The 25,516-nt window shown below is 68.3% G+C and carries 16 protein-coding genes; 9 read left to right on the top strand and 7 right to left on the bottom strand.

Going from position 1 to position 25,516, the window contains the following annotated elements:
- Positions 1 to 67: 67 nt before the first annotated feature.
- Positions 68 to 1,243 carry a substrate-binding domain-containing protein gene (locus tag AC5P66_RS17330; RefSeq protein ID WP_263467714.1) on the top strand — a complete coding sequence of 392 codons (1,176 nt, stop codon included), beginning with the start codon at positions 68 to 70 and terminating at the stop codon, positions 1,241 to 1,243.
- A 199-nt stretch (positions 1,244 to 1,442) separates the two neighbouring features.
- Positions 1,443 to 13,826, top strand: a complete 12,384-nt coding sequence (locus AC5P66_RS17325) for a filamentous hemagglutinin family protein (RefSeq protein WP_495216521.1) — start codon at positions 1,443 to 1,445, stop codon at positions 13,824 to 13,826.
- 298 nt (positions 13,827 to 14,124) lie between these two features.
- Here the strand turns inward: AC5P66_RS17325 and AC5P66_RS17320 are convergent, their stop codons facing one another.
- The 3 genes from AC5P66_RS17320 to gspH are packed head-to-tail and all read right to left on the bottom strand — an operon-like array spanning position 14,125 to position 15,541.
- Positions 14,125 to 14,739 carry a PulJ/GspJ family protein gene (locus AC5P66_RS17320; protein ID WP_049413933.1) on the bottom strand — a complete coding sequence of 205 codons (615 nt, stop codon included), beginning with the start codon at positions 14,737 to 14,739 and terminating at the stop codon, positions 14,125 to 14,127.
- Positions 14,736 to 15,098 (bottom strand): type II secretion system minor pseudopilin GspI, encoded by a 363-nt coding sequence (gene gspI / locus AC5P66_RS17315; RefSeq protein WP_099495757.1) that lies wholly within the window; start codon positions 15,096 to 15,098, stop codon positions 14,736 to 14,738. Before gspI ends, AC5P66_RS17320 begins: the two co-directional genes overlap by 4 nt.
- Positions 15,095 to 15,541, bottom strand: a complete 447-nt coding sequence (gspH, locus tag AC5P66_RS17310) for a type II secretion system minor pseudopilin GspH (protein ID WP_049413914.1) — start codon at positions 15,539 to 15,541, stop codon at positions 15,095 to 15,097. The genes gspI and gspH overlap by 4 nt, the downstream gene beginning before the upstream one ends.
- 103 nt (positions 15,542 to 15,644) lie before the next feature.
- Here gspH and AC5P66_RS17305 point away from each other — a divergent pair, with 103 nt between their 5' ends.
- The gene (locus AC5P66_RS17305; protein WP_181452452.1) at positions 15,645 to 16,121 is read left to right on the top strand and encodes a general secretion pathway protein; all 477 of its coding nucleotides are present in this window, start codon (positions 15,645 to 15,647) and stop codon (positions 16,119 to 16,121) included.
- 90 nt (positions 16,122 to 16,211) lie between these two features.
- Here the strand turns inward: AC5P66_RS17305 and AC5P66_RS17300 are convergent, their stop codons facing one another.
- Positions 16,212 to 16,547, bottom strand: coding sequence for a hypothetical protein (locus tag AC5P66_RS17300; protein ID WP_111096243.1), 336 nt, complete (start codon positions 16,545 to 16,547; stop codon positions 16,212 to 16,214).
- 201 nt (positions 16,548 to 16,748) lie between these two features.
- On the opposite strand from AC5P66_RS17300, the gene AC5P66_RS17295 reads away from it, so the two are divergent.
- The 6 genes from AC5P66_RS17295 (at position 16,749) to AC5P66_RS17270 (ending at position 23,538) form a co-directional block, all read left to right on the top strand.
- Complete coding sequence (locus AC5P66_RS17295) at positions 16,749 to 18,371, top strand: ShlB/FhaC/HecB family hemolysin secretion/activation protein (RefSeq protein ID WP_134709729.1); 1,623 nt, start codon at positions 16,749 to 16,751, stop codon at positions 18,369 to 18,371.
- 38 nt (positions 18,372 to 18,409) lie between these two features.
- Positions 18,410 to 20,194, top strand: coding sequence for a DUF2341 domain-containing protein (locus AC5P66_RS17290; protein ID WP_111096245.1), 1,785 nt, complete (start codon positions 18,410 to 18,412; stop codon positions 20,192 to 20,194).
- A 9-nt stretch (positions 20,195 to 20,203) separates the two neighbouring features.
- Positions 20,204 to 20,617, top strand: coding sequence for an ExbD/TolR family protein (locus AC5P66_RS17285; RefSeq protein ID WP_049413909.1), 414 nt, complete (start codon positions 20,204 to 20,206; stop codon positions 20,615 to 20,617).
- Between the two features lie 39 nt (positions 20,618 to 20,656).
- Positions 20,657 to 21,322: a cell envelope integrity protein TolA gene (gene tolA / locus AC5P66_RS17280; RefSeq protein WP_262223203.1), complete on the top strand. Its 666-nt coding sequence runs from the start codon at positions 20,657 to 20,659 to the stop codon at positions 21,320 to 21,322.
- A gap of 43 nt (positions 21,323 to 21,365) precedes the next feature.
- Positions 21,366 to 23,111, top strand: coding sequence for a putative porin (locus AC5P66_RS17275; protein ID WP_049413905.1), 1,746 nt, complete (start codon positions 21,366 to 21,368; stop codon positions 23,109 to 23,111).
- Between the two features lie 97 nt (positions 23,112 to 23,208).
- On the top strand, positions 23,209 to 23,538 hold the full coding sequence (locus AC5P66_RS17270) for a hypothetical protein (RefSeq protein ID WP_005416760.1): 330 nt from the start codon (positions 23,209 to 23,211) through the stop codon (positions 23,536 to 23,538).
- A 110-nt stretch (positions 23,539 to 23,648) separates the two neighbouring features.
- On the opposite strand, the gene AC5P66_RS17265 is transcribed toward AC5P66_RS17270, so the two are convergent.
- The 3 genes from AC5P66_RS17265 to AC5P66_RS17255 all read right to left on the bottom strand — a co-directional run bounded on the left by AC5P66_RS17265 (position 23,649) and on the right by AC5P66_RS17255 (position 25,506).
- Positions 23,649 to 24,047, bottom strand: coding sequence for an OsmC family protein (locus AC5P66_RS17265; protein ID WP_049411600.1), 399 nt, complete (start codon positions 24,045 to 24,047; stop codon positions 23,649 to 23,651).
- A gap of 83 nt (positions 24,048 to 24,130) precedes the next feature.
- Positions 24,131 to 24,772, bottom strand: a complete 642-nt coding sequence (locus tag AC5P66_RS17260; protein WP_111207451.1) for a hydrolase — start codon at positions 24,770 to 24,772, stop codon at positions 24,131 to 24,133.
- A 53-nt stretch (positions 24,773 to 24,825) separates the two neighbouring features.
- Positions 24,826 to 25,506, bottom strand: coding sequence for a hydrolase (locus AC5P66_RS17255; RefSeq protein WP_099485578.1), 681 nt, complete (start codon positions 25,504 to 25,506; stop codon positions 24,826 to 24,828).
- Positions 25,507 to 25,516 lie beyond the last annotated feature (10 nt).

Genomic DNA, 25,516 nt, shown 5'->3' with positions numbered 1-25,516 from the left:
AGCAGGCGTGTAGTGACCGTTCCTCCCTTGGTGTTTCCCTTCGCAGTAAACCCTTCAGGAGAAGATCATGAACAAGTACAAGACCCTGGCCGCGCTGGTTGCCACCGCGCTGCTCGCTACCGTGGGCGCCGCCTCGGCGCAGACCGTTACCGGCGGCGGTGCCTCGCTGCCGGCCGACCTCTACAAGGGTTCGGCCGACAGCATCCTGCCGGCGAACTTCACCTACGCCGTGACCGGTTCGGGCACCGGCAAGAAGGCGTTCCTGGAAAACAACTCGGCGCTGTTCTCGACCACCGGCACCGTGCATTTCGCCGGCAGCGATTCGGTGCTGAGCAGCACCGAGCTGAGCAACTACACCACCAACTTCAACCAGCCGACCAACGCCAACCGCTACGGCGCGCTGATCCAGGTGCCGTCGGTGGCCACCTCGGTCACCATTCCGTTCAACAAGGCCGGTTCGGCGGTGGACCTGAGCGTGGCGCAGATCTGCGGCGTGTTCTCGGGTGCGATCAGCGACTGGTCGACCATCGATGCCAACCGTAGCGGCCCGATCCAGGTCGTGTACCGTCCGGAAAGCAGCGGCACCAGCGAAATGTTCAGCCGCTTCCTGACCGCGGCCTGTGCCGCTGAGAACGCTGAAACCTCGAAGCTGGTGGGCGGCAAGTTCGCCATCAAGTCGACCTTCGCCGACCTGTACAAGCGCGACGTCAACGGCAACCTGCCGGCGTTCCTGGTGGCCGCCCCGACCACCGGTGGCACCTCGCTGTACAACACTGTCTACGCTGCTGAAGGCCGTATCGGCTACGTCGGGCCGGACGTGATCCCGAGCCTGACCGATGCGACCAAGGTCGCCAAGGTCAAGGGGTTCTCGCCGGACCAGGTGAGCGTGCAGGCCACCCTGGACACCGTCGCTCCGCCGACCGGCACCGATGCTGAGAACCCCGCCAACTGGGTGCCGGTGTTCGGCAACCCGTCGGCTGGCTATCCGATCGCCGGCTACACCAACCTGGTGATCGGCCAGTGCTACAAGGATTCGAGCGTCGCCACCAGCCTGCGCGGCTTCCTGGCCCGCCACTATCCGGCGACCTACACCGTCGCGTATGAGAAGTCGATCACCGACCACGGCTTCATCCCGCTGACCAAGGCCTGGCGCGATGCGATCCGCAACCGCTTCGTGCTGGCCAGCAGCACTGCCGGCCTGAACAACCCCAGCACCTGCGCCGGCATCGGTCGTCCGCTGTAATCCGCAGCACCGGTTGAATCCTGCTTGACGCGACGCCGGCCTCTGGGCCGGCGTCGCCATTTCCGCGACGGTGCCACCGTTGCAGCGTTTCGCTGTCGGCTTCGTGTGGCGTCACCCGTCTATCAGTGGCAGGGCATGCGTTGCGCGTGCCTCCCCGATCGCCACCGCAGCCGCGGCCCACCAGGTTGATGAGGTTCCGATGTCGCACCCGCTCCCGTCCGTTGTTCGTCCGGCCGCGTTGATGCGCCGCAATCATCCGATGGCGTGGGCCATCGCGGTCGCACTGGGGAGCATGGTGGCCCCGGCCAGCCAGGCGCAGCAGGCGTTCAGCCCGGGCTGGTTCGCCGAACGGGGCGCGGCCCAGGGCAGCGCGGCACAGAGTGGCCGGATGCCCAACGGCGTGCCGATCCAGTTCCAGTTGCCGGCCCAGCAGCAGGATGCAGCACGGCAGAAGTTGCAGCAGTCGATCGACAATCTCGGCACGGCGGCGCAGGCGATTGCCCTGCAGCAGCGACTGCAGGAACAGGCGCGGCAGGCGCGCCGCGAGGCTGGCTTCATCGTTGCCGATGGCCTCGGCAAGGACGGCCTGAGCGTCGACCAGAACCCGCTGACCCGTGGCTGGCTCAACGCGCGCGAGGCGATCCAGTCGCAGGGCAGCGACGGGCGGGTGCAGGTCACGGTCGAGCAGACCGCGGACAAGGCGATCCTGAACTGGGAGACCTTCAACATCGGCGGCAACACCACGCTGAACTTCCTGCAGAGCCCTGACTGGGCAGTACTGAACCGCGTCAACGATCCGCGGGCGCGGCCCAGCCAGATCCTGGGCCAGCTGAAGGCCAACGGCACGGTGTTCGTGGCCAACCGCAACGGGGTGGTGTTCGGCAACAACAGCCAGGTCAATGTCCGCAATCTGCTGGCGGCTGCAGCACGGATCAGCGATGCGCAGTTCCGCGACAATGGCCTGTACAGCCCCGACGCCAGCAGCAGCGCGCTCAGCGATGCATTCGGCAAGGTGGCGGTGGAGCAGGGCGCCCGCATCGCGACCCATGAGCCGACCAGTGCGACGCGCGGCGGTGGCTACGTGCTGCTGGCCGGGCACAGCGTGGAGAATGCTGGCCATATCGAGGCGCGCAAGGGCCAGGTGCAGCTCGCTGCAGGAGACAGTTTCGTGATCCGGCGCGGCGTGGGTACGGTCACCAACACCAGCTCCACCACCCGGGGCAATGAAATCGCGCCGCGCTTCATCGCTGGCAGCACGGCTGGCAGCGTGCGCAACACCGGCCTGCTGCGGGCGCTCGAGGGTGACGTGACGCTGGCCGGGCGCAGCGTCGAGCAGGCCGGTGTGGCCGTGGCCAGCACCACGCTTGCACAGCGCGGCACCGTGCATCTTCTGGCCTCGGCCAGTGATGCCGGCAGCAGCGTCACGCTTGCTGACGGAGCCACCACGGCGGTGCTGATCGAGGACGATGGCAAGACCACGGTGCTGGATACGCAGCGCGACGCCCTAATCAAGGAATCGGCCGAGCAGGACGCGATCCGCGCTGGCGCGCGTTCGGCAACCTTCGACAATCTGTCCCAGCACAATGATCGCCGGGACCAGTCGCGGGTGGAGATCGTCTCGGGTGGCAACATCCATTTCAGCGCGGATTCGCTGACGGTCGCCACGGGCGGCCAGATCATCGCCGATGCGGCGGCCCGTAGCTACGTGGACGATGCCGCGCGCGTGGACGTGTCCGGCGCAGTGGGCGTGCAGGTGTCGATGGAGAGCAACAATGTCCAGATCAAGGTGCAGGGCAACGAACTGCGCGATGCCCTGGACAACCGCGACAGCGGCAAGCTGACCAGCAGCGAAGTCTGGGTCGACCGCCGCAGGCTGGTCCACGTTCCGGCCGGTACCGGGGGCTACGAGGGTGAGCGCTGGTACGCCGCAGGCGGCCTGCTGGAAGTGGGGGGCTACCTCGACAACCAGGGGCACTCGATCGGCGAATGGGCTGCGCAGGGAGGCACCGTCCTGCTGGGCGGCAGGGAAGTGATCACGCAGGGGGGCTCACGCATCAACCTTGCCGGCGGCAGCCTGGATGTGCAGAGCGGCGTGGTCCGGCAGAGCTGGGTGCGCGGCGTTGATGGCCAGGTCTACCGCCTTGATGAGGCGCCGGCGGAGATGCTGTTCGATGGCCTGTACAGCGGCCATGAGGTGAAGCAGGAACGCTGGGGCATCACCGAGACCTTCCGTGATCCGATCGTATTCGCAGCGCAGCGGGTCGATAACGGGTACACGGTCGGCCGCGATGCAGGACGGCTGATCGTCTCCGCACCGACCGCGGTGCTGGATGGAAAGGTTGAGACTGCCACCTTCCAGGGCGCGCAGCAGAACCGCAGGCCGGAGGCCGCGCTGGACGGCTATGCACAGGCGCAGACGGCGGTCGCGCGCAATGCGCAGCTGTACCTGGGGCGCTACGACGGCCAGGGCCGCAGTGGTGTGTTCGGCTCGGATGTGCGCCTGGGTGACAAGGCTCCGACGAAGACGGCGTGGTCGCTGGCGGCTCCGGTCAACGAGGAGCGGCGTGACACGGTGTGGCTGGATATCGCAGCGCTGAGTGCCCAGCAGTGGGGACGGATCGACCTGGCGACCGCCGATCGCATCCGCATCGATGGCAGCCTTCGGCTTCAGGCAGGCGGACAGCTCAACCTGACCGGCAGCGAGGTGGAACTGGCAGGCGACATCGGCATTGCCGGCGGCCAGCTGTCGGCGGGCAACCTGCTGGATGTCCAGGGCCGGCCGACGGCGCTGCTGCACGATGGCCGCGCCCGCACCGCCATTGCCGACGGCACGCGGATCGATCTCTCCGGCGAATGGAGCAACGCGTCAGTGGCGATACCGCTCGATGCCAGCGGTGCCTGGACGGATGGCGGCCGCCTGAGCCTGAGCAACAGTCACGACGTGGTCGTGGGCGCCGAGGCAACGGTGGAGGTCGAGGCCGGCGCCGCGTTGGACCTGCGCGGCAAGGGCCGCGTCGGCAAAGGGGGCAGCGTCAGCCTGCAGGCCAACAGCAGCGCGGTTACGACCGACGGCAGTGGCCGGGTGCAACTGGGTGAGGGGAGCCGGTTCAGCGGCCGAGGTCAGGGCAGCGGTTCCTTCTCGCTGGGAACCGGTGGCCACGTTCGGGTGGGCGATGCCGACCTGGCGGGCGCGTCGCTGCGACTGGACCCCGGCCTGTTCGGCAGTGGCTTCGCGCAGTACGACATCAATGGCCACCACGGCGTGGAGGTGGCCGATGGCGCGCGGCTGATCGCTGCCCTGCCAGGCCTGCGCATGACCCAGGACGCGCAGATGGCAACCGATCGGGCGTCCGCACTGGTGGCGTGGGATGCGCCGCTGTACAGCGCTGATCCGTCGAGCGGGCGCGTCAGCCAGCGCGCGGGTGCGAGCATCAGCCTGCGTTCGGACCGCAACAGCGTGGGCGGCGACCTGCGGGTCGGCAAGGATGCACTGGTGGCGGTCGATCCAGGGCAGACGATCTCGCTGCTGGGTGCAGGCAACATCGATGTTGAAGGTACGCTGCGTGCGAAGGGCGGCCGCATCGTGATCGACGATGTGCGTCCGGAAAATGCGCTGTACGCCGGGCAGCGCACCGAACGCACCTGGCGTTTCGCCGAAGGCGCGCTGCTGGATGCCGATGCAGACGCGATTTCGCTGCCCGATGCCAGCGGCCGTCTGCGCGGGCAGGTGCGCGCGGGCGGACGCATCGAGATTGGCGGGGCGCTGGACTGGGAGACCACAGCATTCGTCGACAACCGACCACCGGAAGCCTTCGTGGTGGTCGAACGCGGTGCGCGCCTGCAGGCGCGGGGTGCGTCGGCCGAGCTGGATGTCGACGGCCAGGGCCGTGTGCGCGTGGACAGCGACGGCGGGCAGATCGTGCTGCGCTCGGCCAATGCGCTGTATCTGGAGGGCGGGATGGACGCGGCCGCCGGTGGTGCCGGTGCACGCGGCGGCACGCTGGGGCTGGCCTTCGGCGGCAGCATCCATGCACGTGGCGCCAGCGAGGAGGTGCTGCGGGCGCGTGCGATCAGCCTCAGCCAGCACAGCGCACCGGCGCAGCCGCTGCCGGCCGCATTGGAATATGGCCACGCCGCGTTGTCGGTCGAGCAGCTGCAGGCGGGCGGCTTCGACAACCTGTCCGTGTTCGGTGACATCCGCGCGGTCGGCGATGTCGACCTGCGCCTGGCCCAGAGCCTGCGCATCCACGGCCAGGGCCCTTCGAGCCTTGGCATGGCCGTGGATGACGGGCCGTCGTCGGCGTTGCGGCTGAGTGCGCCCTACGTCCGCCTGGCGCAGGCGCGCTGGGGCCAGCTGGCGGGCGAGAACCTGCAGGGCACCGCCGCGGTCGCTTCGGCCGGGCCGGAAGATCACGCGCTGGCCGTGCAGGCCGAGCTGATCGACATCCGCGACGTCACCTGGCTGCCGGGATTCAAGCACGTGGCGCTGGAAAGCCGCAGTGACGTTCGCCTGACCAACGGCATTGCCAGCAGTGGCAACACCAGCGCGTTGATGACGGCTGGTTCGATGGACGTGACCGCTGCGCGCCTGTACCCCACGACAGGCGCGGTCGGCACGCTGGTGGCCGGCGCGTCGGCGCAGACCGTGCAGACCGCTGATTACTGGGCCGACCCGGATGCCGTGCTGCGCATCCACGGCACCGGTGCGGCCACGAAGCCGGCGCCGGAATCGGCGCTGGGCACGCTTCGCTTGGTGGCCGCCACGGTGCAGCAGGGCGGCAACGTACAGGCGCCGATGGGCACGCTGCAGCTGGGTGGCCTGATCCAGAACGGAACCGTCGGCAGCCGGGTGGAACTGCTGCCAGGCAGCGTAACCTCGACCAGTGGCGCCGGCCTGTCGCTGCCCTATGGTGGCACCGTCGATGGTGTCGACTGGCGGGTCGGTACGCGCAGCCTGGGTTCGCTGACGCCGGCCGGCATCTCCTCGATGGGGGTGACCCTGAAGGCGAATGAGATCGAGGTGGCGCCGGGGGCCCTGCTGGACATGTCCGGCGGTGGTGAGTTGACCGGTGCCGCCTTTGTGTCAGGACGCGGTGGCTCCGTCGACGTGCTGCGCACGGCGTTGGCCGACGCCAATCCGCGCTATGAATTCAGTGCGTCGGGCAACCCGGTGTATGCGATCGTGCCGGGACGCGCCGGGGCGTTCGCCCCCAGCGGCGAAGAAGGGTTCGCAGCACCGGCAGTGGGCCAGCAGATCACCGTGCCGGCTGGCGTGCCCGGGCTGGCGGCCGGCACCTACACGCTGATGCCGGCAAGCTATGCGCTGCAGCCCGGTGCATTCCGGGTGGAGCTGGGCGCCACCGGCACCTCCGGCATCGTGCAACCGATTGCGACCGGCACCGGCACCTGGCGTGTGTCCGGGCAGCAGCGTACGGCGCTGGGCGCGGCAATCTCGCCGTTGCTCACCGACATCCTGCTGACGCCCGCCGCAGTGGTGCGCCGACACTCGGGCTACAACGAAACCTCCTACAACAGCTTCGCGCAATCGGTGGCCGACCGCCGCGGCGAGTCGCGTGGCTGGCAGACCGTCGATGCGCTCGGGTTGACCCTTTCGCTGGGCGAAGGTGCAGGTCGTGCGGCAACGCCTGCCATCCGCTTCGCCGGCACCGCGCGGTTCGACGCCGCTACCGACAAGGGGCGCGGCGGCACGCTGACGGCCACGTTGGCCAGCCCGGCGGTCGGTTCGCTGGAGATCGTCGATGGCAGTGCGCAATCGCAGGCGCGTGATCGCGGCGCTACCTTCAGCGACGACGCGCTCAATGCCTTCCTGCCGGCGCGGATGATGATCGGCGGGCAGTTCAACCAGGAGGCCTCGCAGGTGGCGGTGACCGGCCAGGCGCGCAGTGTGGCGGTGCGTTCCGGTGTCACCCTGAACGCACCGGAAGTGCTGGTGGCAGCGGCCTCCGGTGGCAGCGGCATCCTGGTCGAGGCCGGCGCGACCCTCGATACGCTGCCGTTCGCGTCCGCCAATGCGGACGCCAGCGCGACGCTGCCTTACCAGGTCGCCGGCGGCCTGCTGGCGGTGTCCAACCGGCGCCTGAACCTGATCAGCGGCACCACCGGCGTCGAGGCCGGTCCGGTGGCGATCGACATCGGGGGGTGCCAGGTGGCGTGCGACGGCCAGGCCCGGCTGGTTTCCGATGGCAGCATCGCGGTAGCGACCGATGGCACGCTGCAGATGCGCGACTCGGCCAGCTATGGCACCCGTCAGCTCGGCCTGAGCATGGCGGCGCTGAACCTCGGCAGTGCCGAAGCGATCGCACAGGCCGCTGCGGCAGGGGCGCTGCCCAGTGGCATGACCATGAACCAGTCCGTGCTGCAGCAACTGCTGCGCGGCAATGATGCGACCGGCGCGCCGGCGCTGGACACGCTGAGCCTGGTCGCTCGGGAGTCTGTCAACGTGTTCGGCAGCGTCGACATGGACGCGCGCGACAGTGCCACCGGCCGCAGTGGCCTGCAGACGCTTGTGCTCGGTGCGCAGGCCATCCGCGGCTACGGTGCGGCGACCGACCGCGCGCGCATCCTGGTGGACACGCTGGTCTGGGACGGCTCACTGGCGGCGAGCCAGGCGCCGGGCAGCGACGCGTCGGTGCCGCCGGCCGATCCGATGGTGGACCGGCTCGGCGCCGGGCAGCTGGACATCGTCACCCGCCAGCTGCAGCTGGGGCGTGCGCCGTTCAGCCGTCCCAGCTCTGAAGTCCCTGCGAACCGGCAGGTACTCGGATTCAGTGCGCTGAACCTGAGTGCTTCGGAGCAGCTGTCGTTCTCCGCGCAGGGTACGCTGGACGTGTTCCAGCAGCGCGGCGACTATCTGGCCGACAAGGGCTGGCAGTACAGCGGAGGCAGCCTGGGTATCGATACACCGCTGTTGACCGCCGATCCCGCCGCGCAGCTGCGCGTGCGCACCGGGGGCGACTTCCGCCTGCGCGGGGGCACCGGCAAGGCCGGTGGCGATGCACTGGGCAGTGAGCTGAGCATCGACGCCACCCGGATCGCGCTGGACAGCACGATCGCGCTGGCATCAGGACGGCTGTCTGCGAACGCGCGCGAGGGCATCACGCTTGGGAGCCGGGCGGCGCTGGATCTGGCCGGGCGCAAGGTCTCGCTGTACGACGTGGACAAGTTCAGCTGGGGCGGTGATGTCCTGCTGTCCAGCGACACGGGGGACATCCGCACCGATGTTGCCTCTCGCATCGATGTTTCCGCCCGCAACAACCGCGGCGGGCGCATGACGGTCACCGCAATGGCCGGCCGAGCGGATCTGGCCGGTGATCTGCAGGGCGCCGCCAGTGGCCGCTACGACGCCGGTGGCACGCTGGTGCCCTACGATGGTGGTGAACTTTTGGTGCGGGCACGCCAGCTGCAGGACTTCACCGGCCTCAACCAGCGATTGACCGCCGGCGGTGTCGGCGGCGGCCGCAGCTTCCAGATCGGTGAAGGCGATCTGCGGATCGGCGACGAAGTGAAGGCGCGCCGGGTCGACATCAGTGTCGACGCGGGCAGCCTGACCGTGGCCGGCCGCATCGATGCCAGCGGCGAGCAGGTCGGCAGCATCCGCCTGTACGCCCGCGATCAGTTGCAGGTGGACGGCACGCTGGACGCGCACGGTACCGGCCTGCGCGTGGACAGCCATGGCAAGATCATCGACAGTCCGAACCGGGCCACCATCACGCTGGGCAGCGCCGAGGGCGCCGTTGGTCTGGGCAGCGCGGCGCACCTGGACCTGCGTGCTGGCAGCGACGTTGCCGTCGGTGACGGCCCTGGACAGAACGACGGCATGGCGCGGGGCTCGCTGAAGATCGATGTGCCGCGGGTGGGCAGCAACGACGCGGCGATTGCCGCGGCCAATGGCCTGCGCATCGATGGCGCGGCCGACATCCAGCTCAATGGTGTCCGCCGCTACGACGATGCGCCCCTGGCCAGCACCGCCGATGTGCGCGGCAACCGCGCGCAACTGGTCACCCAGCAGTGGCTGGACCAGGTGGTCGATCCGCACAGCGTGGCCTGGATCGATGGTGCGCTGGGCAACGCGGACCTGCAGCAGCGCACGAGGGCGCTGGGCGATGTCCGCCTTCGTCCCGGCGTGCAGGTGCTGGCGCGGCGCAGCGACGCCAACCCGGAGGGCGACCTGACCATCGCTGGCGACATCGATCTGTCCGGCTACCGTTACGGCCCCGATGCAGACCGCGCCGATCCATCGCGGCGTGGCTTCGGCGAATCGGCCTCGCTGGTGCTGAGGGCCGAAGGCAACATCAACGTCTACGGCAGCATCAACGATGGGTTCGCACCGCCGCCGTCCACGCCGGATGAGGGTGGCTGGCAGCTGTATGAGGGGCGCAATGGCAGCGCGGGGCACACCCCCTTTGGCGGCGGGCTGGTGGTGCCGGTGGAAGGAGTGAAGCTGCAGCCCGGCACCGAGTTCCAGGCCGGCACCCGCCTGAACTATGACGTGCCGGTCGAATCGGTAACGCTTCCGGTCGGCACCGTGCTGCCCGCGCCGATGGTGATCTCGCAGACCCTGCGCCTGCCTGCGGGTACGGTGCTGGGTGCGGCGGTGACCACCGACTCCGGGCAGACGCTGGCCGCGGGCACCGTGCTGCAGGAGCCGCTGATGCTGGCGGCCGGTGCGCGGCTGGGGGCGGGCTTCCGCCTGCGCAGTGCGGTGCAGGTAGCGGCACAGGAGTGGCCCGCCGGCGCGGTGCTGCCGGTTGCGCTGCGCCTGGCACGCGAAGTCGCGCTCAAGGTGGGCGCGTACATTCCCTCGTTGACCAAGGTGGAGCTGCCCGGCGACGCGCCGGTGAATCTGCGGCCGGCCGATGCCGATGGCAACCAGGGGCGCAACTGGGCGCTGGCGCCGATGCTGGCCGAGGGCACCACCTCCTGGGACCTGACCGTGGTCGCCGGTGCCGATGCCGGGGCGGCCGATCCACGCAGCCGGCGCTGGGGCAGCGAAGGCAGCGTGGTGCTGGCCGATACCCACCAGGGCTCGATCGGCACGGTCAAGACGGAAATCATCTGGGTGGGGGATCGCGCGCTGACCGAGCGGGCATCGCTGGACTGGATCGGCGACACCTCCTATGCGGGCCGCCCGATCGCAGAGCTGGCCGACATGTTCGGCTTCACCGAAGACGAGTTCTGCGCGATGTCGGCCGACTACTGCGGCCCGGCCCCCCGCCAGGTGGCCGCGCAGGGCTCGCTGGATTACTGGGGCGACGAGTCCTACGTGGGCACCCCTGCGAAGGACTTCGCCGCGATGTTCGGCATGACCGAAGACGAGTTCTGCAGTACCGCGCCCACCTACTGCGCCGGCGGCGGCACGCAGACCGAAGTGACCACTTACGGCAAGCGTGCGGGCACGCCGGCGTGGAGCGTACTGCGCACCGGCAAGGGTGACATGGAGCTGCTCGCTGCCGGTGACGTCGTGATGAAGTCGGGCTTCGGTGTCTACACCGCCGGCACTCCCACCGCGCTGGGTGGGGGCCGCGACGCTGCCTTCAATTCGCCCCGTGCAGCGGCCCCTTGGAACACCGCACTGCTGGGGCCGAACCTGGTGCCGGGCCGCTATGACGCTGCGATGGCAGGCTACCAGGCCTGGTATCCGGATCGTGGTGGCAATCTGCGCGTCGAAGCCGGGCGCGATATCGTCGGCGACGCCTGGACCGCGCGCGCAGAGTCGGGCAGCAGTGAGCGCGACTGGGCGCTGTACTCCAGTGCCGCGGTCGGCAACTGGCTGTGGCGCCAGGGCACCGGCGGCACGGCTGGGGTGGAGCCGGTGCCGACCAGCTGGTGGGTGAATTTCGGTACCTACACCAACGTTTCCGCTGCCGCTGGCAGCTCTCCACGGATGGTCGGCTTCACCGGCTTCGGCACCTTGGGCGGCGGCGACCTGACGCTTGAGGCCGGGCGCAATGCCGGCGTCCGCGATCCGATGGGCGACGCGCTGGGCTCGCTGAGCGCACCGCGCTCGGGCGCGATCATCGCGGCGGTGGGATCGACCGGCCGGGTCAGCGATGGCCAGCTGCACCTGACCGGCGGCGGCGACCTGCGGTTGCGCATCGGTGGCGCACTGAATCCGAACCTGCAGGCGACGATCTCCAGCCTCAATCCCTCCAGGGCGGGACAGAATCTCGACCTCAACGGTACCCTGACCAATCTGCGTGGCAGCCTGCAGCTCGATGCCGGGCGCATCGGTGCAATGGGCGTCACCCTGGAAAGCTACGCGACGCTGGGTCAGCAGCGCGCCGCAGACCTGTTTGCGCCCGACGCCGCCCGCGCGATGGGCGGACCGGTGCTGGTGCTGGGCGATGCGGGCGCGCAGCTGCAGGCACGGGGCGATGTGGTGCTCGGCGGGGTCGCCGATGCAGGCCGGGTTCCGCTGGCCAACTACAGCGCGGTGCTGCAGGACGATGGCGCGCACGCTGCAGGCAGCACGTGGTTCTCCCTGTGGACGGCCAACACGGCCGTGGATCTGTTCAGTGCCGGTGGTGACCTCGCGCCAGGCCTCGCCGGGCCGGATAACGTGACCGGCAGCAATCTGTGGCGCGAGCAGGTCCAGCTTGTTGTGCGTGGCGGTGATGATCTGCTGAATTACTGGCTCTATCCTTCGCGCTTCAGCGCCATTGCTGCGCAGGGCGACATCAAGCTGGACCGGATCAGCGTCACGCCGGGGACGCAGGATGTGATCCTGCTGGCACCCTCAGCAACGGGACGGTTGGACGTCCTGGCCGGTGGCAGCATCCTCGCCCAGCGTGGCGCGACCCAGATCGCGCGCTCGGGTGCGGACGCGCGGCTGCCGGGACCCTTCGACCCCGCATTCCTGGCCCAGCAGGGGGATTCCGGCGGCAATGTGATCCGCTCGCGGCACAACCTTTCGGTCGATGGCAATACCGCCTCGCCAGAAGCGTCGCTTCCGCTGTTCGCATTCGGTCCCAATACTCCGCTGTCCACTGTGTCTGTGGCACTGGCGCCGAGCCGCTTCTACGCGGTGCAGGGCGACATCATTGGTCTGGCCAGCGGCGCCCGGCGCACGCTGGATCCCAACGCGGGGCAGCGCACGCAGTTGAACTGGTTCGAGGCCGCCGGCGCCGTGCAACTGCGGGCAGGCCGGGACATCCTCGGGGCGTCGATGACCGCGTTGAACAGCGCGCCCACCGACATCACGGTGGTGGCGGCGGGCCGCGACATCGTGCATCTGAACGCGACCGTCGCCGGCCCCGGCAACACCGAGATCAGTGCCGGCCGCCAGCTGCGCCAGGAGGATGCGGGCAGCATCGTCAGCCTCGGTGGCATCGTGCAGGGCGACACCCGTGCCGGCGCCAGCATCGCGCTGACGGCCGGCAACCAGCAGATCGATTTCGCGGCCCTGCGTGCACGCTATCTGGATCCCGCCAACCTTGCCGATCCGGCGCAATCGCTGGCGTCGCAGCCGGGCAAGGCAGTCAAGGTGTACGACCAGGAGCTGAAGCAGTGGCTGCAGCAACGCTTCGGCATGATTGCCGAAGGCGACGGGGCGCTGGCCGCGTTCGACGCGCTGCCGCAGGAACAGCAGCACATCTTCCTGCGCCAGGTCTATTACGCCGAGCTGCGCGAAGGTGGACGGGAATATACCGATGCAGAAGGGCCCCGCTTCGGCTCCTACCTGCGTGGGCGCGAGGCCATCGCCACGCTGATGCCAGACAAGGCTGCGACCGGTGCGACGATCGACCGTACCGGCGATATCGTGATGTACGGTAGCTCCGGCGTGCGTACCGAAGCGGGCGGCAACATCGAGCTGATGGCACCGGGTGGGCAGATCGTGATCGGTGTGCAGGGTGTGGTGCCCCCGGCCAGTGCCGGACTGGTGACCCAAGGGCAAGGCGACGTCCGGCTGTTCAGCCAGGACAGTGTGCTGCTGGGCCTGTCGCGGGTGATGACCACCTTCGGCGGCGACATCCTTGCGTGGTCGGAGCAGGGTGACATCAATGCCGGTCGTGGTTCGCGCACGACCTTGCTGTACACGCCACCGCGCCGTGTCTATGACGGCTGGGGCAATGTGATTCTGTCGCCGCAGGCCCCGGCCAGCGGTGCTGGCATCGCCACCTTGAACCCCATCGCCGAAGTGCCGCCGGGCGACGTCGACCTGATCGCTCCGCTGGGCACCATCGATGCGGGCGAGGCCGGTATCCGCGTCTCCGGCAACATCAACCTGGCCGCACTGCAGGTGCTCAACGCGGCCAACATCCAGGTGCAGGGCGAGAGCAAGGGCCTGCCGGTGCTGGCATCGGTCAACGTCAATGCGCTGGCCGCGGCCAGTGCCGCAGCCAACAGCGCCAGCCAGGCGGCACAGGACGTGATGCGCAAGAGCCAGGACGATGCACGGCGCAACCAGCCGTCGGTGATCAGCGTGCAGATCCTGGGCTTCGGCAGCGGCACCAGCAGCATCAAGCCGCCGGCACCTGGCAACACCGCCAACAGTGGTTACGACGCCAACAGTGCCTTCCAGTTCCCGCAGGCGAGTCGCGACGAGGGCACACAGCGCCGCTAGGCATCGAGCGATCCCGGTAGATGCCGACCTTGGTCGGCACACAATGCTGCGAACGTGGCCGGTAGTTGATCCACGCCATGCGTGGATGCGGCTGAACTGCAGGAACGGACAGCATCGGGCCAGCCGCCAGGGAACGGTGGCGGCCCCAGCCAGGACGGCACGGAGGGCAGGGAGCGGCCATCGGCGGTGAGGACCACCGACACGGCGCCGCCGGGCGCAGGAAAGCGCCCGGCGGCAGTAGGCGCGCGCGAATGTACCCCGGTCGTTGCCGACCCTGGTCGGCAGCAGCGAACGAATCCTAAAGCTCCAGCACCCGCCGGTAGCTCAGCGGCCCACGCACATCGCGCAGTCCCAACCGCAGTTCCAGCCCGGTGGCCGGCAGCACCTCGCCTTCGCTCGGCAACAGCGCCCACCCAGCGCCCGGCTGCCAGGCGCGTACCTCGAACCGCTGCACATCCCTGGCCACCGCGATGCCTTTCGACGGCTCAGGCGCGGGCAGGGGGTACCGATCCGTCGCAGCGCCACTGGCCCGCCACAGCGTATTGCCCTGCCGCCACCAGCGCACCCGCTGCCAGCGCCGTCCATCACTGCCGACACTGCGGGTGATCTCCAGCGCAAAGCTGCCATCCGGGTGCCGTTCGCTTACCAGGGACGGAGGCAGCAGCCGCTGCGGTTGATCGGCCGGACGCACTGCACCATTCATCAACGCGTCGTCCGCGCGCATCTCGATATCACGCTGGAACTGCTGCAGCACGCGCAGAGCTGTCGTGGTCTCGGCATCGGCCCGGCGCAGCCGCTGGTCGCTGCTGGCCACGCTGTCCAGCGCACGCCAGCAGATCAGCGCCAGCACACCCATGATGGTGATCGCGATCATCACTTCGATCAGGGTGAAGCCACGTGCGGCGTGCTTCATGGCGCTGCTGTCCACGGTAGCTGCATCCGCGCCAGCGACTGCCGCGGTGCATCTTCGGCCACCACGCTGAGTTCCAGTTGCGGCTGTCCGTCACTCCCCGTGCCGAGATGTTGCAGCACCAGGAACGTGCTGCGTCCCTGCACGCAGCGCTGCCGTGCATCCTGGGGCGGCTGCGCGGCCAGGCGCAGCTCCTGCCAGCGGTCCTGCGCGCACATCAGTGCCAGCCGTCGATCGCGCAGGCGCGACTGATCGTCGGTGGCCACCGCCACCGAACGCATCACCGCCGCCAGTGCGATTGAAACGATCGCCAATGCGATCAGCACTTCGATCAGGGTGAACCCGTGCCCGTTCCGCTTCACTGCACGACCTGCAACTGTCCGCTGCCATCATCGCGAAGACGCAGTTGCCGGCCCTGCAACGACAGCGTCACTTCCCACGCCACGCCAATCCATTCGGGGCTCAGTTCAATCGGCGTGGTCGGTTGCACGGCGATGCCCGCCGGTTGCCATTGCTGTGGGCGCAGCAGGTCATCGCGCTGCACGTCCACCCAGCGGCTGCCTTCGCGGCGGCTGAAGCGATAGCCGGCGGCGTCGGCCTGCCAGCGCAGGGGGCGGCCATCGATACGCGCCTCGTCGCGCGCCACCTGCAGGCGCTGCGCCAACCGTTCGGCTTCCTGTCGCAGCTGCCGGCCCGGGTCGAGCAGGCTGCCCAGGCCCAGCCCGATGCCCGCCGTGCAGATGCCGATGATAACCAGCACCACCATCAGTTCCAGCAGGGTGAAACCACGCGGCACGCGCTGCATCGACGTTGCCTCCTGTCCGGGTCGATGCCTGCCAGCGTAGGCCCGCATGATGAAACAAAAGCGTCAGCCGCACCTGCTAGCGTAGGCGGACACGAACGTGGCGATGGTGCGGAACATGGACGGCTGGCGCTGGGATCGCAATCGCATGTTGACCCTGCTGGCGGCGGCGCTGCTGCTGGCCGTGGTGGCCTACTGGAGCGTCACCCTGTCTGCGGTGGCGCCGGCGGCCGTGGCCAGCGAGGCGAAGACCGAGGCGGCGGTGCGGCCGTTGGCCGATGCGGTGGCAAGCCTGCCGCTGGTGCGACTGTTGTCCCCCGGCGCAGTGCAGACCGAGGTGGTGGTGCTGGGTGTGATGGCTGGCGACCACGCACCGCTTGCGCTGCTTTCGGTGGATGGGCGTCCAGCCGAAGCCTACGCGCCGGGCCAGCGGTTGGGGCCCTGCACGGTGCTGGCCAGCATCAGTGCCGATACGGTGGAGCTGAACCAGGCAGGGCAGTCGCGCAGCCTAGCGGTGCCCACGCTGCCACCGGTGCCGAGCGATGGCATCGTGCCGGCTGCCCCGAAGGGGGGCTTCCCGTAGGGCCGAGCCCACGCTCGGCTGCCTTTGCATGGGTGTTGAAGGACACGCAGGAGGAGCCGAGCGTGGGTACGGCTCTACAGCCGTGCAGGCTCAGCGCGCAGGTCGCTGCGGCACCACCGAGCGCCCGAACGCATCGCCCATGCGCTGCCGCGTGCCTTCCAGGTTGTACTGCATCAGCTGGTTGCCGGGCTGCTGCATCAGGCGTTCGGCTTCGGGGAGCGCTGGCGGCTTCGCCGGCCTTGTCGCAGGCGCCAGCTTGCGTTGCAGGCAGTCCCAGGCCGGAATCCGCTCGCCGTTGACCTGCACTTCGATGCAGGGCGCAGCTCCTTCCTGCATCTTCGCCTCGTCGGCGCGACCCGATGGCAGCGCCAGCAGCAGGGCGAGGGTGAGCGCAGCGCGCAGGACCGGCATCAACGATTCACGCATCTCGACTCTCCCGCAGCAATCGATGTTCTGCAACGAAGACGGGTGGCCAAGGCAGGGTCCGCCTGCGTGCGTTGCGGCGCTGTCAAAAGATGACAGTGCTGTCACAAAACTGTTGGCGGCTTTGACGCGATGTACACGTCCTGTTGGTAGATCCACGCGCCGCTCCCTGGCCCCTCCCTTCGATACGACGCGATGCCTTCGATGACTCCTGTCCCGTGCCGAGCCGTTCGCCTTCCGCTGCGCCTGCATCCGTTGACGCTGGCACTGGCAGCGCTGCCGTTGTCGATGCCGCTGCTCGCGCAGGAGGCCGCACCCGCGCCCAGCGTGAACATCAACGAATACATCGTGCGAGGCAACACGGTGCTCGATCCGCGGGAGATTGAACGGGCGGTGGAACCGTTCCTCGGCCCGGGCAAGACCCTGGCCGATGTCGAGAAGGCGCGCGATGCGGTCCATGCGCTCTACCAGCAGGCCGGCTACCAGTCGGTCTACGTCGAGCTGCCCGAGCAGCAGGTCAGTGGCGGCGTGGTGCTGCTGAAGGTGCAGCAGACGCCGATCGGCCAGCTGCGCGTGGTCGGCACCCGCCACGAATCGCCCGAACGCATCCGCGAACGCGTGCCGGCGCTGGCCGAGGGCAAGGTGCCGGATTTCGACCAGGCGCAGAAGGAACTGACCGCGCTGAATGAAGGCGGACGTCGCCAGGTGATGCCATTGGTGCGCGAGGGCCAGGTGCCGGGCACGATGGATGTGGACCTGCAGGTCGAGGAGAAGTCGCCGTGGCGTGCCAGTGCGTCACTCAACAACGACCATAGCGCCGACACCGAGAAGCTGCGCCTGAGTGCATCGCTGGCCTACGACAACCTGTGGAAGCGTGGGCACAGCGCCAACATCGGCGTGTACCTGGCGCCGGAAGACACGAAGCAGGCCAAGGTCTTTTCCGCCTCGTACACAATGCCGTTCGAAGGCACGCCGTGGAGCCTGGAAGCCTCCGGCTACAGATCCGACAGCCGCGTGTTGAATGCGGGCGGGCAGGTCGGCACCGGCACCGGCACCAATGTGATCGGCAACGGCCATTCGATCGGCCTCAAGCTCAACTATCGCCTGTCCGGCAGCAGCCAATGGTGGCGCCAGCTCAGCCTCGGTGTGGATTTCAAGGACACCGAGGAAGATACCCAGATGGGCAAGGACAGCCTGAAGACGCCGCTGAAGTACGCGCCGATCACCCTGGCCTTGGTCGGCGTGCGCCAGGGCGAGCACGATCAGCTGAGCATCAACACCCAGCTGGTGGCCGGTACCCGCCGCCTGTTCGGTTACGGCAGCGACGCCACTGCGTTCGGGCAGAAGCGCTACTGGGCCGACCCGAGTTTCGTGGCCTTCAAGGCCGACGTGGCCAACACACATACCTTCGGCAGCGACTGGCAGTGGTATGCGCGCGGGTCGCTGCAGGTAACCGATGCGCCACTGGTGTCGGCCGAGCAGTTCGCCGCAGGTGGCATGTACACCGTGCGCGGCTACCTGTCGGCCGAGGCGATCGGCGATTACGGCGGCCTGGCCAGCCTGGAATGGCGCACCCCGGCGTGGTCGCTGTGGCGCGGCACCGACCTGCGTGTCTACAGCTTTGCCGATGCGGCCTACCTGCGCCTGCGCCAGCCGCTACCCGAGCAGCGTGACAAGTACAACCTGGCCTCGGTCGGCCTGGGCGCGCAGCTGCGCCTGGGCGAACACCTGCAACTGCGCCTGGACTACGCCTGGCCGTATGCCGATGGCCCGGTCACGCGCAAGGACGACCCGCGCCTGCATTTCAACATCAGCACAAGTTACTGACCCTTCCCTTGAACATGCGTTCTCCGGAGACCCCTCGCATGGACCGTTTGCTTTCCCGAGTGTTGTTGCTGCTGGCCGCGCTGGTTGCTCTGCCGGCGGCTGCGGCCGATGCCAATTGGTGGCAGGCCGAATGGAAGTACCGCAAGCCGATCACCATCGACGCCGGCCCGCAGGGCGCGGGCCTGGCCGGTGACCCGGGCCGCACGCCGCTGCTGCTGCGCCTGCATACCGGCAACTTCGGCTTCGACGGCACCCAGGACGCGGGCAACGACCTGCGCTTCGTCTCGGGTGATGGCCGTACCGTGCTGGCCCACCAGATCGAGCAGTTCGATTCCAGGATGGGCATGGCCCTGGTCTGGGTGGATGTGCCGGCGGTCAGCGCCGCAGCGCCGCAGACCATCTGGATGTACTACGGCAATGAAAAGGCCCCGGCCAGCGGCAACGGCCAGCAGGTGTTCGATCCGGACTACACGCTGGTCTACCACTTTGCCGAGGCCAATGCACCGGCACGCGACACCACCGCCTATGGCAACAATGCCGGTGCCGTGGTGCCGTCGTCGGAAGGTTCGGTGATCGGCCGCGGCGTTCAGTTGGGTGCAGGCCCGCTGCCGCTGCCGGCCAGCGCATCGCTTGCACAGGAGGCGGGTGCGCCGTTCACCGTTTCGGCCTGGATCAAGCCAGGCAGCAACACCGCTGCGCAGGCGATCTACGCCCGTCGTGACGGCGCTTCCGAACTGGTGCTGGGCATCGAGAACCGGGTGCCGTTCGTGCAGCTCAACGGACAGCGCAGCACGCCGGCACAGCCGATTCCGGAAGGGCAATGGGCGCACGTGGCGCTGACAGCGGAGAAGGGCTCACTGCAGCTGTACCTCAATGGCCGCGTGGTCGCCCAGATGAGCGGCGAGCTGCCGGCGCTGGGCACCACGCCGGTGGTGGGCGCCGATGCTCCTGGCGCGGTGCAGCCGCTGGCCAATTTCGAGGGCGCACTGGATGAGCTGCGTATCTCGCGCGTGGCACGACCGGCGGCACTGCTGCTGGCCGATGCCACCGCACAGGGTGCCGATTCGCGGCTGATCAGCTACGGCGCCGACGAGCAGTCCGCCGGGCAGAGCCACTTTGCCTTCATTCTCAAGGCGATGCCGTTCGATGCCTGGGTGGTGGTGGCCATCCTCGGCCTGATGATGCTGCTGTCGTGGGCGATCATGATTGCCAAGGGACGCCACTTCGGCCGCACCAGCAAGGCCAATGCGGTGTTCACCGAGAGCTTCGGCAAGCTGTCCGGCGTGCCGCTGCGCACCCTGTCCGACATGGACCGCCAGGGCAAGGCACCGGCCGCGATGCACGATGGTTCGTTGTGGCGCATCTACCAGGTGGCCATCGATGAAATGCAGCAGCGCCACCAGCGCGACGGCAACAGTGGTTACCTCAGTGGCGCCACCATCGCGGCAATCCGCGCGTCGATGGACGCGGTGATGGTGCGCGAGCAGGAAGCGATGGCACGGCGCATGAACTGGCTGTCGACCACCATCGAAGGCGCGCCGTACGTGGGCCTGTTCGGTACCGTGATCGGCATCATGCTGGTGTTCGTGGTGGCGGCGATGGCCGGCGCGGTCGACATCAACTCGGTGGCACCCGGCATGGCCGCAGCGTTGCTGTGTACGGCGGCCGGTCTTGGCGTCGCGATCCCGGCACTGTTCGGCTACAACTACCTGGGCGCGCGTGCCGAAGCGATCGGTGCGGACATGGCGGTGTTCATCGACGAGTTCGCCGCGCGCCTGGCCGAAGAGCAGGACGGGCGCGGCCCGGCCGCGGTCCAGGGCTGAGGGCGCGTCATGGGCCAGAAGGCGAAGTTCGGCATCAAGAAGCGCGAGAAGGGCATCAACGTGACGCCCTTCGTCGACGTGCTGCTGGTGGTGCTGGTGATCTTCATCCTGACCAGCAACGCGTCCATCCCCGGCATCGAGGTCAACCTGCCAAAGGCCAGCAACGCCGTGGCGCTGGAGAAACCGAAGACCAAGGCGATCACCATCGACCCCAGCGGCCAGGTGTTCCTGGATGCGTACCCGGTGACGATGGCGGAGCTGGAAGACCGCCTGCGTACCGAACGCGCGACCACGCCGGATTTCCCGGTGATCGTGCGCGGCGACGCGCAGGTGCAGTATGCCCGCGTGGTCGAGGTGCTGGACCTGCTGCGGCGCCTGGAGCTGGCCCAGGTGGGCCTGGTCACCGGCAAGGCGCAGGGCTGAGGCATGACCGCCCATCAACCCCCTCGGCCGGAGCCCGGCATGCGTGGTCGCTCGTTGCTGGTGACCGTCGCGCTGGTGCTGGTCGCGTTGCTGGTGCTCGGTGTCGCACTGTGGTGGCTGCTGTTCAGGGACACCGCCAGCACCCGTCGGCCGGTGGTGCAGCCGCCGATGCTGGCGTTGCCGCCACCGCCACCGCCCCCCCCGCCGCCGCCGGAAAAACCGCCGGAGCCGGAAACGCCGCCGGAAGAGACGATGCCCGAGCCGGAGCCGCTGGATCAGCCGACGCCGGCCGAAGAGCCGACGCCGACCCCGGACAACACCGATCCGGTGACGATGAATGCCGACGCGCAGGCCGGTGGCGACAACTTCGGCATCCAGTCCGGCAGCGGCGGCGGTTCGTCCGGCGTCGGTCGTGGCGGTGCCGGCAATGCCACCTATGGGCGCTACCTCGGCTACCTGATGCAGCAGGCGATCTCGCGCGACGACAAGGTCAAGCGCCTGGCGTTCCAGCTGCAGGTGAATGTGTGGCTGGCCAGCGATGGTCGCCTGGAAAAGGTCGAGCTGGTGCGTGGCAGTGGCAACGAGGAGGCCGACGCGGCCGTGCTCGATGCACTGCGTCGCATCGGCAAGGTCGACCAGGCACCGCCGCCGTCGCTTGATTTCCCCGCCCGCGTCCTGATCCAGGGCCGCCGGCCCGGGGCCTGATTCCCCGACCTCCGTGATTTCCCTTCTTTCGATGAGAACCGTGATGAACGACCACGTCCGCGCACGAACCGATTCCCGCCGCCCGCGGCCGGCCCGACGGGCGCTGCTGTGCTGCGCCGTGCTGCTCAGCCTGGCCGCCCCGGCCGGCGCGATGGCCGCCGAAACCACCATGGTCAAGCTGATCAAGGGGCTGATCGCCAGCGGTGCACTGAAACCCGAAGACGGCCAGGCATTGCTGGTGCAGGCGCAGGCCGAAGCAGCGGCGTTGCAGCACACCGCGGCCGCCGGGACCCCGGCCGCCAGTGGTGGCGTGGCCCTGGAGGCCGGTGACGTGCGCGTGCCGTACGTACCGCAGAGCGTGCGCGACGGCATTCGTGACGAGGTGCGCCAGGAGGTGATGACGCAGGCCAGGTCCGAGGGCTGGGCGGCGCCGAACGAAGTGGCTGAGTGGACCAAGCGCATCAAGGTCACCGGTGACATGCGGGTGCGCAGCGAGTCGCGCTTCTTCTCCGAACGCAACAGCGACATCGTCAGTAACTGGTCGTCGATCAATTCCGGCAACGGCTTCGACACCAACACCAACACCAACCTGCAGCTGCCGCCGCTGCTGAACACCCGCCAGGACCGCCGCAACCTTTGGCGCATCCGCGCTCGCCTGGGCATCGAGGCGACCATCGGCCAGCACACCACGGCCGGCGTGCGCCTGGCCAGTGGCAGCAGCAATGGCCCGGTGTCAACGACCGAGCAGCTGGGGGGTGGCCTGAGCAAGAAGGACGTGTGGCTGGACCAGGCCTGGCTGGCCTACAGCCCGGCCGATTGGGTGACGGTGCGCGGCGGCCGCTTCGGCAATCCGTTCTGGACCAGCGATACGCTGTTCTCCAACGACCTGAACTTCGATGGCCTGGCCGCCAACCTGCAGTACGACTTCGACGACGGTGACCTTGGCCTGTTCGGTAATCTGGCGGTGGTACCGCTGGAGTACACCTCCGACAGCGCGCCCAGCCAGAGCCGGGTCAAGACGCCGAACGAGAACAAGTGGCTGTCCGGTGCGCAGGTGGGCGTGGACTGGCGCTTCAACGACGACAACGCGCTGCGCGCGGCGCTGGGCTACTACGACTTCAAGAACATCAGCGGCCGCCTGTCCTCGCCGTGCGCGCTGTACGCAGGCGCGGTCGGCTGCGACACGGACTGGTCGCGCCCGGCCTTCATGCAGAAGGGCAACACCCTGATGCTGATCCGCGACATCGCACGCAACCCGCTGGATCCAGCCAACACGCCCACCCCGCAGTATGTCGGCCTGGCCTCGGCATTCCGCCTGGCCACGCTGAACCTGCGCTGGGATACGCAGCTGGCCCAGGGCATCGGCCTGCGCCTGGATGGCGACTACATCCGTAACCTGGCCTACGACAAGCAGAAGATGTTCATCCGCGCCAACAACGGCATCGTCAACAACTACGGTGCCGGTGGCACCGCCGGCATCGATACGTTCCGCAGCGGCGACACCGCCTGGATGGTGCAGGCCACCTTCGGGGCCGCCGACCTGAAGGAGAAGGGCCAGTGGCAGGCGCTGCTGGGCTACAAGCGCATCGAGGCCGATGCGCTGCCGGATGCCTACAACGACCCGAACTTCCACCTCGGTGGCACCAACGCCCGCGGCTACTACGTGGGCGGCGCCTACGCGCTGGACGCGCGCAGCTGGATCAGCGGCAAGTGGATGGCGGCCAAGGAAGTGTCCGGTGCTCCACTGTCGATCGACGTGTTCCAGCTGGAGTTCAATACCGGGTTCTGAGTGACGGCGTGATCTGGATCACGTAGTGCGTGGCGGGGGCGCAGTGATGCGCCCGTCTAGGGAAAGGAGACCACGCGTTGCACATAAGGAGGAGTGGATGAGCCGTCGCAAGCTGTTCGAAAGTTCCGAACCGTCCAGTCGATCGCTGGGCATCGGGCCGGCCTATGTCTCGGTGGAGGGGCTGCGCCAGCACCTGGCGGAATTCCTGCTGTATGCAGGCCGGCCGGTGGTGATCATGCGCGGGCGCAGCGAAGTGGGTTACTTCCTGCCGGCGCGCTGCTGGCGCCAGCGTGACGACGATCCGCTGGCGGCGGCCGCCGCCGACCAGCTGCTGGACGCGGCCGGGTTCCAGGCCGAGGATATCCAGCAGGTGGAGCAGGAATTCAACGCGATGCGCCAGCGCACCGTGCTGCATTCACGGCGCTGAGCGGCCGCCGGGCATGGCCCGGCGCTACCCGATGGCCCCGCGCCGCTCCGGTAGCGCCGGGCCATGCCCGGCGAGCGTCGTCTGTAGATCCACGCCATGCATGGATGGGGTTACGCCGCGACCCCGCGCTCACTGGTGATGCGTGCACCTTCGCGCATCACCAGGGTCACCGGGGTCTTCTCCACCACCTCCAGCAACCGCTGCCACTGCGCATCACTCAGCTCGGCGCTGGCATGCAGCACGCGGTGCACGTGGAAACGTCCATCCTCGTCACGTTCCGAGCGCAGCTCGGCATGGAACTCGCCCAGCTCCCAGCCCTTGCGCTGCGCATACATGCGCAGGGTGATGGCGGTACACGCCGCCAGCGAGGCCAGGTACAGATCGAACGGTGCGAAGCCCTTGCCCTGGCCGCCCAGCGAGGCGGGCTCGTCCGCATCCACATCGAAGCTGCCGTTGCTGATGTGGTGCAGATAGTTGTCAGCGGTCGAAACAATGCGTGCGTAGGCCATCACGTTCTCCATCTGTCTGCGGCGCCAGCCATGCTCGACTGCGCCAAAAGGCGGCGCTGGCCAGGACCGGCGCCGCCACCCAATCACTCGGTACGATCGTACGAGAACTGGATGCCCGCGGTACCACCGGTTTCAATGAAGAGATTCATGAAGGCCGGCACCGTTGCCGAGCGGGCCCAGTCGCGCTGCAGTTCGCAGAACAGCTGCGGCACGCTGATCAGCTGGCCACCGGCCTGTTCGATGCGGCGCAGTGCGGCATCGTGCGCGGCCAGCGAGGTGCCGCCGACGGCGTCGACCACCACATACACCTCAAAGCCTTCCTTCAACGCATCCAGGGCCGGGAAAGTCAGGCACGCCTCGGTCCACAGCGCGGTCATGATCAGCTTGCGGCGGCCGGTGGCTTCCACCGCCTTGCGGAACTCGACGTCCTCCCAGGAATTGATGGTGGTGCGGTCGTAGGTGGGGTAGTCGCCCAGCACCTTGCGCAGCTGTGGAATCGGCGGCTTGTTCAGGCCGGTCTTGACGTTGACCGTCGAATGCACGATCGGCAGACCGTAAGCCACTGCGGCCTTGGCGGTGCCGACAATGTTGTTGACCAGCAACTGGCGGTCCATCGAGGCGATGGAGTTCACCTGCACCGGCTGGTAGTCGATGATGATGAAGGCGGAATTCTGCGGGGTCAGCAGATGATCGCTGGCCGGGTCGCGGATCGGTTCACTGGACATGATGGATCTCCTGTTCAGGGGGGGAGCCGGCGGCTGGCCGGCACGAGGGCCACTCAACTGCGCTGCGAATCCAGCGGTTCATGGTTCTTCTGCACGTCCCGGGCCTTCAGGTAGCTTTCGATCAGCAGCTGGTAGTTCGGGAAGATCTTGGTGTAGACCTCGGCCCACTGCTCGGCATCGTCGCGGTTCCAGCTGCGCTGGATCTCCGAGGCGACCGCAGCGGTGTCCATCGGCACCACGCCGGCCTGCACCACGCGGGCCAGGGTGATCTCCTCGGCCATCTTCGAGTAGGTACCGGAGGCATCGATGACCGCGAACACCTGGTAGCCATCGGCAACGGCGGCAATCGACGGGAAGGCCATGCACACGCTGGTGATGGTGCCGGCAATGATCAGCTGCCTGCGGCCGGTGGCCTTCACCGCAGCAACGAAGTCCGGGTTGTCCCAGGCGTTGATCTCGCCCTTGCGTGCCACGTACTGGGCATGCGGGGCCGCGTCGTGGATCTCCGGGATCAGCGGGCCGTTCGGGCCCTGCGGTACCGAGGCGGTGGTGATCACCGGCATCTTTGCCAGCGTGGCCATCTTCGCCAACGCGGTTGCATGCGCGCGCACCGAAGTGAACGGCATGTCACCAATGGTCTGGAACAGGCCGCTCTGGTGATCGATCAGCAGCATCGCGGCGTTGTCTGGATCGATCACCGGACGGGCACCGTTGAAGTTGGCGGGGGTACTCATGGTCAGTCTC

The sequence above is a fragment of the Stenotrophomonas sp. YJH_SMC_122 genome, from assembly GCF_059369535.1.
The sequence above is the reverse complement of the archived record's forward strand: the minus strand, read 5'-3'. Positions and strand labels throughout refer to the sequence as shown.

Bases quoted from the DNA above. Each gene is read 5' to 3' on its own strand.
- AC5P66_RS17330 (WP_263467714.1), top strand. From the start codon at position 68: ATGAACAAGTACAAGACCCTGGCCGCGCTGGTTGCCACCGCGCTGCTC.
- AC5P66_RS17325 (WP_495216521.1), top strand. From the start codon at position 1,443: ATGTCGCACCCGCTCCCGTCCGTTGTTCGTCCGGCCGCGTTGATGCGC.
- AC5P66_RS17320 (WP_049413933.1), bottom strand. From the start codon at position 14,739: ATGAAGCACGCCGCACGTGGCTTCACCCTGATCGAAGTGATGATCGCG.
- gspH (WP_049413914.1), bottom strand. From the start codon at position 15,541: ATGCAGCGCGTGCCGCGTGGTTTCACCCTGCTGGAACTGATGGTGGTG.
- AC5P66_RS17305 (WP_181452452.1), top strand. From the start codon at position 15,645: ATGGTGCGGAACATGGACGGCTGGCGCTGGGATCGCAATCGCATGTTG.
- AC5P66_RS17300 (WP_111096243.1), bottom strand. From the start codon at position 16,547: ATGCGTGAATCGTTGATGCCGGTCCTGCGCGCTGCGCTCACCCTCGCC.
- AC5P66_RS17295 (WP_134709729.1), top strand. From the start codon at position 16,749: ATGACTCCTGTCCCGTGCCGAGCCGTTCGCCTTCCGCTGCGCCTGCAT.
- AC5P66_RS17290 (WP_111096245.1), top strand. From the start codon at position 18,410: ATGGACCGTTTGCTTTCCCGAGTGTTGTTGCTGCTGGCCGCGCTGGTT.
- AC5P66_RS17285 (WP_049413909.1), top strand. From the start codon at position 20,204: ATGGGCCAGAAGGCGAAGTTCGGCATCAAGAAGCGCGAGAAGGGCATC.
- tolA (WP_262223203.1), top strand. From the start codon at position 20,657: ATGCGTGGTCGCTCGTTGCTGGTGACCGTCGCGCTGGTGCTGGTCGCG.
- AC5P66_RS17275 (WP_049413905.1), top strand. From the start codon at position 21,366: ATGAACGACCACGTCCGCGCACGAACCGATTCCCGCCGCCCGCGGCCG.
- AC5P66_RS17270 (WP_005416760.1), top strand. From the start codon at position 23,209: ATGAGCCGTCGCAAGCTGTTCGAAAGTTCCGAACCGTCCAGTCGATCG.
- AC5P66_RS17265 (WP_049411600.1), bottom strand. From the start codon at position 24,047: ATGGCCTACGCACGCATTGTTTCGACCGCTGACAACTATCTGCACCAC.
- AC5P66_RS17260 (WP_111207451.1), bottom strand. From the start codon at position 24,772: ATGTCCAGTGAACCGATCCGCGACCCGGCCAGCGATCATCTGCTGACC.
- AC5P66_RS17255 (WP_099485578.1), bottom strand. From the start codon at position 25,506: ATGAGTACCCCCGCCAACTTCAACGGTGCCCGTCCGGTGATCGATCCA.